Source organism: Actinomadura verrucosospora (assembly GCF_039540335.1).
Lineage (GTDB): Bacteria > Actinomycetota > Actinomycetes > Streptosporangiales > Streptosporangiaceae > Spirillospora > Spirillospora verrucosospora.
Genome location: NZ_BAABEV010000004.1, coordinates 332,351 through 347,616, shown reverse-complemented (window position 1 = coordinate 347,616; position 15,266 = coordinate 332,351). Strand labels below are relative to the sequence as shown.

General features: G+C 73.4%; 11 protein-coding genes. 10 read left to right on the top strand and 1 reads right to left on the bottom strand.

The genetic code is table 11. The features are described from left to right. The first annotated feature begins 57 nt into the window (after positions 1 to 57). The 6 genes from ABD944_RS07360 (at position 58) to ABD944_RS07335 (ending at position 6,870) form a co-directional block, all read left to right on the top strand. On the top strand, positions 58 to 384 hold the full coding sequence (locus tag ABD944_RS07360) for a hypothetical protein (RefSeq protein WP_345173592.1): 327 nt from the start codon (positions 58 to 60) through the stop codon (positions 382 to 384). Between the two features lie 130 nt (positions 385 to 514). After that, the gene (gene cysC, locus ABD944_RS07355; protein ID WP_345173591.1) at positions 515 to 1,984 is read left to right on the top strand and encodes an adenylyl-sulfate kinase; all 1,470 of its coding nucleotides are present in this window, start codon (positions 515 to 517) and stop codon (positions 1,982 to 1,984) included. Between the two features lie 103 nt (positions 1,985 to 2,087). Further along, positions 2,088 to 3,056: a sulfite exporter TauE/SafE family protein gene (locus tag ABD944_RS07350; RefSeq protein WP_345173589.1), complete on the top strand. Its 969-nt coding sequence runs from the start codon at positions 2,088 to 2,090 to the stop codon at positions 3,054 to 3,056. Beyond that, entirely contained in the window at positions 3,034 to 3,825 is a 792-nt protein-coding gene (locus ABD944_RS07345) for a WecB/TagA/CpsF family glycosyltransferase (protein ID WP_345173587.1), read from the top strand. The genes ABD944_RS07350 and ABD944_RS07345 overlap by 23 nt, the downstream gene beginning before the upstream one ends. 107 nt (positions 3,826 to 3,932) lie before the next feature. Further along, positions 3,933 to 5,204 (top strand): hypothetical protein, encoded by a 1,272-nt coding sequence (locus ABD944_RS07340; protein ID WP_345173585.1) that lies wholly within the window; start codon positions 3,933 to 3,935, stop codon positions 5,202 to 5,204. A 58-nt stretch (positions 5,205 to 5,262) separates the two neighbouring features. Then, positions 5,263 to 6,870, top strand: a complete 1,608-nt coding sequence (locus tag ABD944_RS07335) for a CBM96 family carbohydrate-binding protein (protein ID WP_345173583.1) — start codon at positions 5,263 to 5,265, stop codon at positions 6,868 to 6,870. A gap of 78 nt (positions 6,871 to 6,948) precedes the next feature. On the opposite strand, the gene ABD944_RS07330 is transcribed toward ABD944_RS07335, so the two are convergent. After that, complete coding sequence (locus ABD944_RS07330; RefSeq protein WP_345173581.1) at positions 6,949 to 9,789, bottom strand: PKD domain-containing protein; 2,841 nt, start codon at positions 9,787 to 9,789, stop codon at positions 6,949 to 6,951. 399 nt (positions 9,790 to 10,188) lie between these two features. On the opposite strand from ABD944_RS07330, the gene ABD944_RS07325 reads away from it, so the two are divergent. Genes ABD944_RS07325 through ABD944_RS07310 form a run of 4 tightly spaced genes read left to right on the top strand, consistent with a single transcriptional unit; the run spans position 10,189 to position 15,197 of the window. After that, positions 10,189 to 11,631, top strand: a complete 1,443-nt coding sequence (locus tag ABD944_RS07325; RefSeq protein WP_345173628.1) for a hypothetical protein — start codon at positions 10,189 to 10,191, stop codon at positions 11,629 to 11,631. Then, positions 11,628 to 12,854: a hypothetical protein gene (locus ABD944_RS07320; protein WP_345173579.1), complete on the top strand. Its 1,227-nt coding sequence runs from the start codon at positions 11,628 to 11,630 to the stop codon at positions 12,852 to 12,854. The genes ABD944_RS07325 and ABD944_RS07320 overlap by 4 nt, the downstream gene beginning before the upstream one ends. Next, on the top strand, positions 12,851 to 13,714 hold the full coding sequence (locus ABD944_RS07315) for a sulfotransferase domain-containing protein (protein WP_345173577.1): 864 nt from the start codon (positions 12,851 to 12,853) through the stop codon (positions 13,712 to 13,714). Before ABD944_RS07320 ends, ABD944_RS07315 begins: the two co-directional genes overlap by 4 nt. A gap of 7 nt (positions 13,715 to 13,721) precedes the next feature. Continuing rightward, on the top strand, positions 13,722 to 15,197 hold the full coding sequence (locus ABD944_RS07310) for a GumC domain-containing protein (RefSeq protein ID WP_345173575.1): 1,476 nt from the start codon (positions 13,722 to 13,724) through the stop codon (positions 15,195 to 15,197). Positions 15,198 to 15,266: the final 69 nt, after the last annotated feature.

The following is a 15,266-nucleotide window of genomic DNA, read 5'->3' as shown; positions in this document are numbered from 1 at the left end:
GGGTAACTCAGGGCCCTGTCACGAGCCGCCCCGTTCAGGCTTCCTCACAAGCGGGCTATGAGTTCGCAGGCCCCGCCGGCGGCGGGCCCGGAGCAGGCCGCGACCCGGCCGGTGCCGCTCGTCCGGACGAGCCCGCCCCCGGCGCTCTACAACCGGGTCGCCTCCCGGTCGGGCCTGCGCTGGTACTGCGTCATGCGCGGGCTGGTCGTCGCCGAGGAGTACACCTCGCGTCAGGCGCTCGACGTCCTCGGGACCGGAACCGGCCTCGCCGACCTGCTGTGCCGGCTGGTGTCGGCGGTCACCCGGGGGCGGCTGACGGCCGACCACAGCGAGGTCACCTTCGTCATCCGCAAGCCGGAGAACCGTTTCGCGCGGGTCATCTGAGCGGGGGCCGCGGGCGGCCCGGGCCGGGGCGGACGTGCGCGCGGCCAGGCCGGGGCAGTATTTTTCCTGCGAAAACCCTGCTCGCCATGGATGAGCCCGGCCGCCTCGCCGGGCGGGATCGGAGATCGCGGTGACCGCCGAAGCCGGCCTTCCCGACACGCTGCGCGACCTGCCCGCCTGGACCCCGGACCCGGTCGAGCTCGCCGACCTCGAACTCGTCCTCGCGGGGGTGTACCGCCCGCTGACGGGCTTCCTCGGCTCGTTCGACACCGCCATGGTGATCGCCGGAGGGCGGCTCGCGGACGGCACCCCGTGGCCGGTCCCGGTCACGCTGTCGGTCCCCAAGGAGCTGACCGGCCAGGAGCGGGTCGTGCTGCAGGACCCCGAGGGCGTGCCGCTCGCCGTGCTGCGGGTCGCCGAGGCGTGGCAGGACCCGACGACCCAGGGCTGGCGGCTCGCCGGGCCGCTGGAGGCCCTCCGCGCGCCCGCGCACGGACCGTTCCACCGCCTGCGCCGGCGCCCGGACGAGCTCGACGCGTTCGAGGGCGCCGTGCTCGCGGTGGCCACCCGCGAGCCCCTGCACCGCAAGCAGCTCGGCCAGCTCCGCCAGGTCGCCGAGCGGCTCGCCGCCAAGGTCCTCGTCCTGCCGCTGCTGGGCGGCGAGCACGACGAGTCCCTCGTCCGAGCGCTGCTCGGGGTCCGCAGGGAGCTGCCGGACGGCGCCCAGATCATTCCCGTGCCGCTGCCGGCGCGCGGCGACCGGGAGCGCGACGTCCGGCTCCGCGCGCACGTCGCCGCCGCCTACGGCGCCACCCACCTGCTCGCCGAGCAGGAGCTGGAGGGCACCGCCGTCCCGCTCGTCGTCCCGGAGCCGTGGGCCTACGACGCCGACGTCGAGGTCTGGCGGCCCGTCGCGCGCATCGAGCCCGACCACGTCCAGGCGGAGCTGACCCCCGAGCGGCTGAACGAGCTGCTGGACGCGGGCGAGCCCGTCCCCGACTGGTTCACCCCGCCCGCCGTGGCCGCCGAGCTGGCGCTGGCGCGCCCGCCGAAGCGCTCGCGCGGCATCACGGTGTTCTTCACCGGCCTGTCCGGCTCCGGGAAGTCCACGGTCGCGCGCGGCCTGGCCGACGCGCTGGTGGAGCGCGGCGGCCGGACGGTCACGCTGCTGGACGGCGACGTCGTCCGGCGGATGCTGTCGGCGGGCCTGACGTTCTCCCGCGCCGACCGCGACCTCAACATCCGCCGCATCGGGTTCGTCGCCGCCGAGATCACCCGGCACGGCGGCACCGCGATCTGCGCGCCGATCGCCCCCTACGCGGCCACCCGCGCCGAGGTGCGGCGGATGGTGTCCGCCGTGGGCGACTTCATCCTCGTGCACGTGGCGACGCCGCTGGAGGAGTGCGAGCGCCGCGACCGCAAGGGCCTGTACGCCAAGGCCCGCGCCGGGCAGATCCCCGAGTTCACCGGCATCTCCGACCCCTACGAGGAGCCGGACGACGCCGACCTGACCCTCGACACCTCGCGACTGACGCCGGACGAGGCGGTCGCCCGGGTCCTCGACCTGCTGGTCGACGGCGGCTGGGTGCGAGCGGAATAACCTCTTCCGTCCCACTCGTACCCCCTTACCCGGTATTTCCGGATCCGGAGGGCATCACCTATCGTGTTAGCCATAATTCCTACATGACAGGTAGGTCATGCCGATGGACTTCGATTGGACGATGGCGCTCGGGTCGTTCCTCGTCGCCATCATCGTCGGGCTGACCGGCATGGGCGGCGGCGCGCTGATGACGCCGATGCTCGTGACGTTCTTCGGAGTGAGCCCGCTCGCCGCCGTGTCCAGCGACCTGGTCGCCGCCGCCGTCATGAAGCCGGTGGGCAGCGCCGTCCACTACCGGCAGGGCACCATCGACATGCGGCTGGTCGGGTGGCTGTGCGCGGGCTCGGTTCCCGCCGCGTTCTCCGGAGTCCTGCTCGCCCGCGCGCTCGGGCACGGCGACTCCGTGGAGAACGTCATCGGCAAGGCGATGGGCGCCGCCCTGATGATCGCCGCGGCGGGCCTGGCGCTGCGCGGCTACCTCGCCCACCGGGGGCGCGCCGGCTCCGCCGGGGACGCCGACCGGTCCCCAAAGATCACGGTCCGCCCCGTCCCGACCGTGCTGATCGGCGTCGTCGGCGGCCTCGTCGTCGGCATCACCTCGGTCGGCTCCGGCTCCCTCATCATCGTCGCGCTGCTCGCCCTCTACCCGTCGCTCAAGGCCAACCAGCTCGTCGGCACCGACCTGCTCCAGGCCGTCCCGCTGGTCTTCGCGGCCGCCATCGGCCACCTGCTGTTCGGCGACTTCCGCATGGAGGTCACCGCCGCGCTGCTCGCCGGCTCGGTCCCCGGCGTCTACCTCGGCTCCAAGATCTCCTCCCGGGCCCCGAGCGCCCTGATCCGGCGGGTGCTGGCCCTCGTGCTCGTCGCCTCCTCGCTGAAGATGTTCGGCGTCGCGCCCGTCCCGCTCGCCTGGACCATGGTCGTCCTCATCGCCGCCACGGTCGCCGCCTGGCTCGTCCTTCGCCACCGGGCCGCGCCGCACCGGGATACGCTCTCCTCTCCGGTCGTTTCCCCCGGCGTCGCCGGTGCCCCAGGAGAGCAGAGCAGACGTGGACCCACGATGGCCGCATGACACCGTCGACGTCCTCGGTGTACGGGTCAGCCGCGTGGACGTCGCCCGGTTCCGCTCCTTCGTCGCGGCGGCCGTCAAGGAGCGCTCGAAGCTGACGGTCACCTTCGCCAACCCCGACTACGTGCTCAGGGCGCAGAAGGATCCGGGGCTGCGCGACCTGATGAACGGCTTCGACCTCAACCTCCCCGACGGCTGGGGCGTCGTTCTGGCCGCGAAGGTCTTCGGCCGTCCCGTCCCCGGCCGGATGGCCAACGACGACCTCACCGACGACCTGTTCGGCCAGCCCGCCGAGGAGGGCTGGCGCGTCTTCCTGTTCGGCAACGCGCCCGGCGTCGCCGAGGCCGCCGCCGCGAACGTCCGCGCCTGGTACCCGGGCCTGGACGTCGCGGGCACCCTGCACGGCCACTGGGCGGACGGGCAGGGCAGCATCCCCGCCGAGACCGCCGAGCGCCTCGTCGCCGAGATCAACGACGCGGCCCCCGACATCCTGCACGTCGGCCTCGGGACGCCCCTCCAGCAGCGGTTCGTCGCCGAGTACCGCGACCGCCTCACCGCACCGGTCGTCATCACGTGCGGCGCCTACTTCGAGCACCTCGCCGAACGGCGCGACTACTACCCCGCCTGGGTCCTGAGGCTGCGCGTGGGCTTCCTCTACCGCCTGGCGCGCGAGCCCCGCCGCCTCTGGCGCCGCTACACCGTCGAACTCGGCGCCTATCTCGCCCGGGTCCTCTACCATCGCCTGCGGCACGGCAGGGCGCCCGCCGACTGAGCGGGACGCCTCCTATGCCGCACTTTTCCGGAACCCCTACTCGTCCTCTAGCCATGTGGTAGGACAAGATGCCATCAGCGTCCCCGGCCGCTTCCCGGAGCACCTTCATGCGCCCCACCATCGCCCGCCTCACGGCCGCCGCGCTCGCGGCGCTCGCCGTCCCCGCCGCCGCGGGCACCGCCTCCGCCGACATCGCCCAGCCGGCGGTCGTCTCCGCCAACCCGGTGAACATCACCCCGCACGTGCTGGACGGCACCGTCCGCGCCATCACCACCGTCGGGAACTGGGTCGTCGTGGGCGGGAACTTCGAGGAGGTCCGCGAGGCCGGCAGCGGCAAGAAGACGATCAAGCGGCACAACCTGTTCGCCTACGACATCCGGACCGGGAAGATCAGCACGGCCTTCGTCCCGAAGGTCAACGGAACCGTCCACGCCCTGCAGCCCGGGTCCAGCGACTGGATCTACGCGGCCGGGACGTTCACGACCGTCAACGGCGTCAAGACCGGCACGGTGACCGCGCTCAAGATCTCCACCAACAAGGTCCACACCGGCTTCAAGCCGAACGTGAACTACCGGGTCTACACCATGGTGGTGCGCGGCTCCCGGCTCTACATCGGCGGCATGTTCACCAAGGCGGGCGGCAAGGCGCGCACCGGTCTCGCGCGGGTCGACAGGCTCACGGGCGTCGCCGACAACGCGTTCAACTTCACCGTCACCGAGCCGAGGTCGGGCGACCTCAAGGTGTACCGGATGGCGGTCGACCCCACCGACACCCGCATGGTCATCAACGGGACGTTCACCCGGGTGAACGGCCAGCGCCGCGTCCAGATCGCGATGATCACGCTGGGCAAGGGCACCGCGAAGCTGTCGACCTGGTCGACCGAGCGCTACTCCACCCCCTGCAACCTCGCCGCGTTCGACACCTACATGCGCGGCATGGACTTCTCCCCCGACGGCAAGTACTTCGTGGTCGTCACCACGGGCGGCCCCTACGGCCAGAGCCAGCTGTGCGACTCGGCCGCCCGCTGGGAGTCGTCCCCCACCGGGTCGGGGCAGAAGCCGACCTGGGTCAACTGGACGGGCGGCGACACGCTGCTGTCCACCTCGGTGACTGGCGCCGCGGTCTACGTCGGCGGGCACCAGCGCTGGCTGGACAACCCCTACGGGCACGACTCCGCCGGCCCCGGCGCCGTGTCGCGCCCCGGCATCGGCGCGCTCGACCCGAAGACCGGCAAGGCGCTGGCGTGGAACCCCACGCGGACGCTCGGCCACGGCGTCGAGACGCTGGTCGCCCACCCGAAGGGGCTGCTCGTCGGCAGCGACACCGACCAGCTCGGGCACGAGTACCACGGACGCCTCGGGATGTTCCCCGCGGGGTGAGCCGGCGGCTCCCATGAGATAAAGGGCGGGGGACGTTCTGCGGGAAGGGGCGGGGGCCTTGGTCCATCACGAACAGCGCGAGGTGGTCCGCGGCGGCCATCACCGCCCCGACGCGCGCCGCTCGCTGCCCGTCCCGCCGGACGGGCCGCGGCGGCGCGACCGGCGCCGCGGCCCCCGCCCGTTCTTCTACGTCACCTCCGCGGGCGCGCTGCTGGTCCTGGGCGGCTCCGGCGCGATCGCCCTGTCGGGGACCGGCACGGCCCACCACGCCCGGACGGCCGCCGCGGGCGCGAGCACGGTCGTCCCCGCCTCGGCCGACACCTACGTGGTGCGCGAGATGCCCGGCACGGCGTTCGGGGACGCGCGGAAGATCACCGCCTCTGCGTGGCCCGGCTGGCACACCGAGGCCTACGTCGCGTTCGAGGTGCCGCCCGGCACCCCGGCGGTCACCCGGGCCCGCGTGGAGATGACGTTCGACCGGTTGGAGAACCGGCCGCGGCGGGTCGAGCTGCGCACGCTGCCCGGCGCGTGGACGGAGGAGGGCACGTCCTGGGGCAACCGCCCGGTCGCCGGATCCGTCGTGGCGAGCGCCCCCGCCGGGTCGGGGGGCACGGTGTCCTTCGACGTGGGCCAGGTGGTGACCGGCCCCGGCCTCTACGCGTTCGCCATCACCGGCCAGGGCCCCCGGACGGCGGTCTCGCTGCGCTCACGGGAGACCGGCGAGGGCCCGCGCCTGCTCCTGCGGACCCGGCCGGGCGCGCCCCCGCCGACGCCGAGCAGGTCGCCGGAGACGTCCGGCACGGCGCTTCCCGCGCCCGGGCCCGAACCCACCTGGCAGACCCCGCAGCCGGTGAAGACCCCCGGCACGTCCCCGGCGGGCGGGCGGACGCTCTGCGGCCTCTCCCTCGAACTCCAGCCGGGTGAGACCTTCCAGAAGGCCCTCACCCGCCTGGACGCCGCCTACGGCGGCCTGGAGACCGTCCGGCTGTTCTACCAGGGCGTCCCGCCGGCGTGGCCGGGCAAGCCCGACACCGGGAACCGCCCGCCGATCATCTCGTTCAAGCTGGCGCCCAAGGACGTCCTCGCCGGCAAGTACGACCGGGAGATGACCCGCTGGTTCGCGACCGCGCCCCGCGACCGCGACCTCTACTGGGTCTACTACCACGAGCCCGAGGACAACATCGCCTCCGGCGAGTTCACCGCCGCCGACTACCGCGCCGCGTGGCGGCGGCTGCGGTCCCTCGCCGACAAGGCGGGCAACCCCCGCGTCCACGCCACCCTCGTCCTGATGGGCTGGAGCCTCGACCCGCTGTCCAAGCGCGACTGGCGCGACTACTACCCGGGCCGCGACGTCATCCAGGTCCTCGGCTGGGACGTGTACAACCTCGGCTGGAAGAAGGGCCGCTACGACGACCCGGCCACCATGTACGACCGCGTCGTCGCCGTCAGCAAGGGCGAGGACCTGCCCTTCGGCATCGCCGAGACCGGCAGCTACCTGGTCAAGGGCGACAACGGCGACAGGCGCGCCGCCTGGCTCAACGCCACCAACGCCTACCTCGCCAAGCACCGCGCCCTGTGGGTCTCCTACTTCGACCTCGACTGGAGCACCGGCGACTTCCGCCTCCTCGACACCCAGAGCCGCAAGGCCTGGAGCGATTTCTGCTGACGGCCCCACCGCCGCCGACATGCCGCGCCCCCCGCCGGAGATCCGGCGGGGGGGCGCGGCGCGTGCGGGTGACGCGTCCTACTTGCGGGCCAGGACGATGGTCCACATCGCGGCGCGGCTGGCGGCGTCGGTCGTCGCCGTCTTGCCGCCGTAGGCGCCGGTGGCGACCGTGCCGTTGCTGTCGGCGACCAGGGCCGTGATGCGGCCGCTGCCCGAGCCGATCCCGGTGCCGCGGGCCTCCACGCCGGCCGGGGCCGTCCAGGACGTGGTGGTGGACGACTTGTCCGCCCAGTACGTCACCACCCACGACCCGGCCGCGTCCACCTGGGCCGACGGGCCGGTGTGGTCGGTGACGGTGCCGGCGTCGCTGCTCTTCGCCACCGCCGCGACCGGGTCGGTGGCGTTGGTGCCCTCGTAGGCGAGCAGCCGGATGTCGGCCTTGGTGTAGGCGCTGAACCCGATGCCGACCTGCGTGCCGGCGTCACCGGCCTGGGCGACGCGCTTCCAGACGACGGACGTCGCGGTGCCCGCCGCCTGCGTGCCGACCTGCGTCCAGCCGGCCGGCGGGGTCGCCAGCGTCGCCTCGCTGCTGTTGAACGTCAGCAACAGGAGCATGCCGTCGCCGGGCTGGACCGCCGGCGGGACCTGCGCCGTGGCGGTCTGGACGTTGCCGTTGCCGCCCGCCCCGCCGCGGTAGCCGATGTTCACCTGGTTCGACGCGACCGTCACGTCCTGGGACCGGGTGCCCTTGCCGCCGCGGTCGTCGGTCACCGTCAGCTTGACCGTGTAGGTGCCGGCCGCGGCGAACGCGTGCTGCGGCGCGACGCCCGTGCCGGTGCCGCCGTCGCCGAAGTCCCAGGCGTAGGAGGCGATCGAGCCGTCGGAGTCGGACGAGCCGGCGGCGTTGAAGGTGCAGGTGAGCCCGTCGCAGTCGCCGGTGAACGCGGCGGTCGGCGGCTGGTTCGGCGTCCCCGCGTACAGGAAGACCGTCCGGCCGCGCCAGTCGGCGGTGCTGACCTCGGTCGGCGAGCCGGACGGCACTCCCGCCGCGGAGAACGCGACCCGGTAGAGCCGGCCGTTGCCGTTGTTGACGTAGTAGAGGTTCGCGCCGTTGACGAACATGCCGCCGACCGAGCTCCAGCTCATGCCGGGCAGGTTGCCCACCGCGGTGAACTCCTGCGCGCCGACGACGTTGCTCTCCGGGTTGAACGTCCGGTAGTAGAGCGAGGACTGCCCGCGCGTGTAGTAGATCCGGCCCTTGGCGAAGAACATGCCGGTGATGTTCGGCACCTGCGAGTGCCAGGTCGTCATGGCGGTGAGCTGGTCGGCGGTGTCGATGGTGGTCGGCGTGCCGAGCGCCGTGCCGTCGAAGGACCGGCGCCGGAACGCGCCGTCCGACGACCCGTAGAAGAGCTCCCCGTTGACCATGAAGGCGCCGCGCGCGGTGCGCCAGTCGACGCCCGCCGTGCCGTCGTCGACCGCGGCGCCGGCGGTGGTGCCGTCGAACGAGCGGTGCCTCAGGTAGTTGGCGGCCCCGAAGCCGATGCCGCCGCCGGAGTAGACGTTCCCGGGCAGTTCACCGGTGCTGTAGGCGGGGATGACCGCGCCCCCGGCCACGGGGAACAGCGCGAGCTTCTGGTGGAACTCGCCGCCGACGTTGTCGGTGTCGCTGCCGATCCACAGGCCCTCGTCGGTGGCCAGCATGTCGAAGACGCCGACGCCCTTGTCGCGGCCGGGGTTCCAGCTGAACGGCAGGCCGCTGACCGGGTCGAGCGCGACGATGCCCTCGCGTCCGACGGCGCCCTGGCCGGGGTTGTCGCCCGCGAACGGGTTGTTCGCCCACCGGAAGTGGCCGCCGGTGTAGACGGCCGTGTCGGTGATCTCCACGGCGTAGGTGGTGTCGCCCCCGGTGTAGTTCACCCAGGTCGGCTGCTGGCCGCCGCCGGAGGCGGCGCTCTCCCAGCGGGCCTGGGTGTCGCACAGCTTCGCGGAGCCGCCGTACGCGCCGGTGGTCGTCACCACGAAGTACGCGCCGTCGGGAGAGAACTCGACGTCGCGCATGTACGTGTCGAACGACTGCGAGCACTGGTCGGCGTAGCGGGTGGTGTCCCAGTTCGCGAGCTGGGCGGACGGGCCGGTGAGGTCCACCATGACGATCTGGCGCCGGGTGCTGCCCGCGACCGAGCTGAAGTTGCCGATGCCGACGAGCTTGGAGCCGTCAGGGCTGACGTCCATCTTGTAGATCTGGGTGACGCCGTCGCCGGTCTGGGTGCCGGTGACGTCGAGGTTCAGGAAGTCGTCGCGGGCCCCGGTCTGCGGGTCGAGGGCGGCGAGGGCCGGCCGCGCGACGCCGCCGACGGTCGCGAAGGTGCCGCCGACGTACAGCCGGCCGCCCGCCAGCCGCAGGTCGCGGACCTTGGCGTCGAACTGCGGGTCGAACGAGGCGATGGGGGCGCCGGTCTGGGCGTTGATCCTGGCGAGCACGAAGTGCCGGACGCCGTTGATCTGGCCGAAGCTCCCGCCGACGTAGATCGACTGGCCGTCGGGGGCGGGCAGCAGCGCGCTGGCCTCGCCCTTGTCGAGGCTGGGCGCGAAGTCGGGGTCGATGGCGCCGGTGGCGGCGTCGAAGGCGAACAGCCGGTTGCGGACCAGCGTCGGCTTGTTGGCCCCGGGCTCCTTCACCTGGGTGAACGAGCCGCCGACGTAGATCTTGCCGCCGATCTTGATGATCGACTTGACCTCGCCGTCCAGGACGTTCGGCGTGTAGTTCGCCGGGTCCGCGTTGACGACCTTGCCGTGCGCGGGCTCGGATCCCCTCTGGTCCGCGCTCGCCGGGGCGCCCGCGGCGAGGCTCCCCGTCAGCGTCCCCAGCGCGAGCACCGCCCCCACGGCCAGAGGCCCCCACCTGCGTCTGCCCATCGACCCCTCCGTGCAAGATAGAAGTAAGCCGCCATGTTCCTCGTGAAGGCACATAGCGCCGCGCAATCGTAGCCAGCGGGCAGCCGGGACCGCCGTTTGATCACTAACTATTCGGTTTCGGCCACCGGCCCGCCCGATGATCGGCCTGCGGCAGGCCCCCCGGACGCGCCCCGGCGGGCACGCCCATCACGTCTCGCGAGGTACGCTGCGCACCTCGAAAGGACGCTTGCCGGGTCTCACCGGACGACCGGATCGCGTGGCCGAATTCGGCCATCATCCGCTGTCGCCCCTGGTAAGAGACAGGACGTCCTTCCATGGGCGACGTGCGTCCGGAACCGGACGGCGCGGTCCGCGCGCCCGCAGGCGCGTCCCACGGAAACGGAGCGGTGATTGGCCGGGATGCGAGGGATCGCGGGGAGCACACCTCTCGCGACGCCGCGGCTGCTGCCCTGGCGCCTGCGGCCGGGCTGGCCGCTCGCCGTCGCGCTCCTCGGCTTCCCCGTGTGGTGGATCCTCGGCCTGGCGAACATCGTGCTGCTGGTCATCAGCGTGCCCATGGCGATGACGCTGTGGCGGCGGCGCGGCACCCTGGTGGCGCCCGGCGGCTTCGGGACGTGGCTCTTCTTCCTGCTCTGGGTCGTGCTGGGCGTGCTGGTGCTGTGGGCCGACGCCCCCCTCGCCGAACCGGGCGGCGGGTTCAGCCGGCTCCTGGTGTACGGCTACCGGCTCGCCTGGTACCTGTCGTCCACCATCGTGCTGCTCTACATCGGCAACATGAGCGAGCGGGAGCTGCCGTCGGGCAAGATCGGCCGGCTCCTCGGCTACATGTTCATCGTGACGACCGTCGGCGGGCTGGTCGGGTCCTTCTTCCCCTCGATCCAGCTCACCTCGCCGGTGGAGATGGTGCTGCCGCACGGGCTGACCGCCAACTCCTTCGTCCGCGACATCGTCCACCCGAAGGTCGCCGACATCGAGTCGATCCTCGGGTTCGAGCAGTCCCGGCCGATGGCGCCGTTCGCGTACGCCAACACCTGGGGCTCCGCCTACGCCTTCTTCCTCCCGTACTTCCTGCTGACCTGGATCGTCCGCGCCGACATGCGGCGCCGCGCGTTCGGGCTGGCCGTCCTCGCCGCGTCGCTGTGGCCCGTCGTGTACTCCCTGAACCGGGGGCTGTGGGGGGCGCTCGGCGCGATCGGCCTGTTCGGCGTCGCGAAGCTGCTCCAGGTCGGCGGCCCCCGCGTGATCGCCTGGACGGCCGGGATGGCCGCGGCGGGCGCGATCGTCGTGGCGCTGTCGCCGCTGCCCGGCCTCGTCCAGGACCGCCTCGACAACCCGCACAGCAACAACCGCCGCACGCTGCTGGCCGAGGAGACCACCCGCAGCGCCCTGAGCGGCTCCCCGCTGGTCGGATTCGGGTCCACCCGCAACGTCCAGGGCGACCTCGGCCAGGTGTCCGGCGGCGACAAGATCGGCTGCAAGGCGTGCGGCTCCCCGCCGCTCGGCACCCAGGGCCATCTGTGGCTCCTGCTGTTCGCCAACGGCGTCGTCGGGACGATCGCGTTCTGCGCGTTCTTCGCCGTCCGGTTCCTGCGGCACTGGCGGGAGCGCGGCGCGTACTCGCTGGCGGGCTGCGCCGTCCTGATCGCCTGCGGCCTGTTCATGATCACTTACGACATGGTGGAGGTACCGCTGTACACGGTGATGATCGCTGTGGGGCTGATGTGGCGGGCGAGCAGGGACGCCCGCGCCGAGGCCCGGCCGCGCGCCCGTGCCCGCGTCGCGGCGCCGGCCGACACCGCCGAGGCGGCGCCCGCCGGCACCGCCGAGGAGGCGTCGCTGTGAGCGCCCCGGAGGAGACGCGCGCCGCCTGGATCGCGGCGGTGCGGGACCTGTGGCCGGACGCGCGGGTGGAGGCCGTCGGACCGGGACGCTCCGAGGGGGCGCGCCGGGAACTGGCGTTCCTGCCGGACGCGGAGCGGCCGCGGCTGCTCGTCCCGGCGGGGATGCCGCGCGCCACCGCGGCCGCGCTGCGCCGCTACAGCCACGACCTCGGCCCGAAGCAGCGCGCCTCCCGCGGCCTGACGGCGGCGGCGGTGCGCACCGGCCTGCCGGAGCGCACGCTGCGCGACCGGCTCAGCATCACCGGCGGCGGCCCCTCCATCGAGGACCGGCTGGCGGAGCTGCTCGGGCGGCCGGTGGTGGTCAGCGTGGGGCTCGGGAGCGCCCGCGCCAACCGCAAGCCGATCCTGCACGTGCTGACGCCGCGCGGCGAGCCCGCGGCCTTCGTCAAGATCGGCGACACCGGCACGGCCCGCGCCCTCCTGGAGGGCGAGGCCGCCGCCCTCACCTACCTGAACGCCCACCTGCCCGCGCCGGGGCCGGGCGGGCGCCTGCACGTCCCGCGGCTGCTGCACCACGGCACGTGGCACGGCCTCGACCTGCTCGTCCTCGAACCGCTCCCGACCAGCGCGCTCGGCTGGCGCCCGCGGGGGCGGGCCCCCGTCTCGGAGATGCGGGCGCTGTTCGAGGTCGGCGGCGTCGAGCGGGCGCCGCTGCGCGCCAGCGCCTACTGGGAGGAGATGGCCGCGAGCCCCGGCCTGGTCCGGGACGAGCGGCAGCGCGCCGTCTTCGGCGAGGTCGTCGAAGGCGTCGGCAAGGCGCACGGCGACCTGGTCCTGGACTTCGGCGCCTGGCACGGCGACTGGACGCCGTGGAACATGGCCTGGCACCGCGGCGTGCTGCGCCTGTGGGACTGGGAGCGGTTCTCGCGCGGCGTCCCGAACGGGTTCGACCTGCTGCACTACCGCCTCCAGGAGGCGATGCGCACCGCGTCCGGGCCGCCCTACGCCGCCTGGCCGGACGGCGCCGCCGCCCTCCTGGAGCCGCTCGGGCCGACGGGCCCCGCCGCGGAGGCGACCGTCCGGCTCTACCTCCTGGAGCTGTGCCGCCGCTACCTGCTGGCCGCCCAGGAGCCGATCGGCGGGCCGCTGCGCGCCGACACCGAGCGGCTGCTGACGCTCCTGCACACCACTCCACCGGACACGCCCTCGGGAGGAACCCCGTGATCTCACGCCGTGACGCCCCTCCGTGGGTCAAGGAGGCCGGACGGGCCGCGACCCGCGCCGGAGGGCGGCTGACCTCGGGCGCCCGGATGCTGCCCGACTTCCTCATGGTCGGCACGCAGCGCGGCGGCACCACCTCGCTGTTCCGCGCCCTGGCCGCGCACCCGGCGACCGTCCAGCCCAACTTCCACAAGGGTGTGCACTACTTCGACGTCAACTACACGCGCGGCCTCGGCTGGTACCGGGGGCACTTCCCGGTCCGCGCGCTCGCCGAGCGCCGCGCCCGGGACGCCGCCCCCCAGGCGTTCGAGTCCGCCGGCTACTACATGCACCACCCGCTGGCGCCGGAGCGGATCGCCCGCGACCTGCCCGGGGTGAAGCTCGTCGTCCTGCTGCGCGACCCGGTGGTGCGGGCCTACTCCGCCCACAAGCACGAGCTGGCGCGGGGGTTCGAGACCGAGCCCTTCGAGCGGGCCCTGGACCTGGAGCCCGAGCGGCTCTCCGGCGAGATCGACAAGATCAAGGCCGACCCCGCCTACGTGAGCCACAGCCACCGGCACCACTCCTACCTCGACCGCGGTCGCTACGCCGAGCAGATCGAGCGGCTGTTCGCCCTCTTCGGACGGGACAGGGTGCACGTGGCGTTCGCGGAGGACTTCTTCACCGAACCCGAGCCCTGCTACGACTCCATCCTGGAGTTCCTGGGGCTGCCGGCCTGGCGGCCCGCGTCGTTCGAACGGCACAACGCGCGGCCGGGCTCCCCGCTGCCGGACCACCTGCAGCGCCGCCTGGCCGAGTACTACGCCCCCTGGGACGACAAGCTCGCCGCGCTCCTCGGCGCCGAGCCCGCCTGGCGGCGATGAGGCGGCGATGAGCAAACGCACCCTCGGCCCGGCCAGCGTGCAGGCGGAACCGCCGCTCGCGCCGGACTCCGTCCCGGTCACCCGGTACGCGGGCGTCGTCCGCCGCCACCTGGCCGCGCTGCTCATCGCGCTGCTGGCCGGGTGCGCGCTCGGGGTCGTGAAGATCGTGCTGACGCCGACGACCTACACCGCGCAGATCTACGTGCTGGCGCCGCCGGTGGCGCTGCACCCCTCCATCGACATCGGCTCGGCGATCGACACCAACACCCGAGCCCCCCGCGAGACGACGATGGACACCGAGGCCCAGCTCGTCTGGTCCCGCCCGGTGCTGTCCAAGCTGGCGGAGCGGCCGGGCTTCGACGCGTCCGACGCCGAACTGCGCGACCGGATCGGCCTGACGGTGCCGTCCAACACCCACGTGCTCACGATCTCGGTGCGGGCCGGAACGCCGCGGACCGCCCAGGACGGCGCCCGGGTCGTCGCCGACTCCTACCTGGCGCTGCGGAACCGGATCCTCGGCCAGGTGCTGGAGCACAACCGCCAGGCGCTGGAGAACAACGCCGAGCTGCTGAAGAAGCAGCTCGCGGCGCTGCCCGGCGACGAGGACGAGCTGCGCCGGCTCACCACCCGCACCCGCCGCCAGGCGCTGGTGAAGCAGATCCGCGACGTGGAGAAGCAGGTGGCGGCCATCAAGAGCAAGCAGGAGCAGCCCGGCGAGGTGCTGCGCGGGGCCCCGCTCCCCCGGCGGGGCGACGATCCCGGACGCGACGTGGCCGTCGCGTCCGGAATCGGCATCGGCCTGCTCTGCTGGATCGCCTACGTGGTGGTCCGCGAGGTGCGGCCGCGCCGCATCCGGCGCCCCGCCGACCTGCGGCTGCACAGCCGGCTTCCGATCATGGTGGAGGGGGCGGCGCTCGGCGCCGGGCACCGCGAGGTCGCGCGGCGGCTCCGCAACCTGGTCTTCGACGCCGACGCCGCCACCGTGCTCGTCACCGGGGTCCCGGGATCGGCCGGCACCGAGGTGGCCTACGAGCTGGCCGAGATGTGCACCGAGGGCGGATCGGCCACGACGGTCCTGCGCATCGTCGCCGACGGCGAGCCCTTCCACGAGCCGCCGGCCGCGGCCGGGACCGGCCACTCGTTCACCGTCCGGCTGGTGCGCAGCGACGACGACCGCCAGCTCACCCGGGCCGTCGACAAGGCGGGCCGCGTGTCCCGCATCGTCGTCATCACCACGCCCGACATCAACGGCGCGGACACCATCGCCGCGGCCGCCGCCAGTGACATCGCCCTGGTGGTCGTCGAACGGGGACGGGCCCTGGACCGCGAGGTCGCGAGCGGGGTACTGGCACTCGACCAGGCGGCCAACCCCGCACGCGTGATCGTGCTGACCGCTCCCGTCCTGCGCGGGCCCGCGTCCCCGGCGCCGCGGCGCGCCGCCCGCCCGTCCCCGGTCGGGGTCGCCGCTCCTGGACAAGGTTGAGATGAACAGAACCGTCTTCTTGCAAGGCGCGGTTAAAGTCGAGATGAACACTCCGTCAAGAACGAGCCT

What these genes read in the sequence shown, in the direction of transcription:
- ABD944_RS07360 (WP_345173592.1), top strand. Translation starts at nt 58, where the DNA reads ATGAGTTCGCAGGCCCCGCCGGCGGCGGGCCCGGAGCAGGCCGCGACC.
- ABD944_RS07350 (WP_345173589.1), top strand. Translation starts at nt 2,088, where the DNA reads ATGGACTTCGATTGGACGATGGCGCTCGGGTCGTTCCTCGTCGCCATC.
- ABD944_RS07340 (WP_345173585.1), top strand. Translation starts at nt 3,933, where the DNA reads ATGCGCCCCACCATCGCCCGCCTCACGGCCGCCGCGCTCGCGGCGCTC.
- ABD944_RS07330 (WP_345173581.1), bottom strand. Translation starts at nt 9,789, where the DNA reads ATGGGCAGACGCAGGTGGGGGCCTCTGGCCGTGGGGGCGGTGCTCGCG.
- ABD944_RS07325 (WP_345173628.1), top strand. Translation starts at nt 10,189, where the DNA reads ATGCGAGGGATCGCGGGGAGCACACCTCTCGCGACGCCGCGGCTGCTG.
- ABD944_RS07310 (WP_345173575.1), top strand. Translation starts at nt 13,722, where the DNA reads ATGAGCAAACGCACCCTCGGCCCGGCCAGCGTGCAGGCGGAACCGCCG.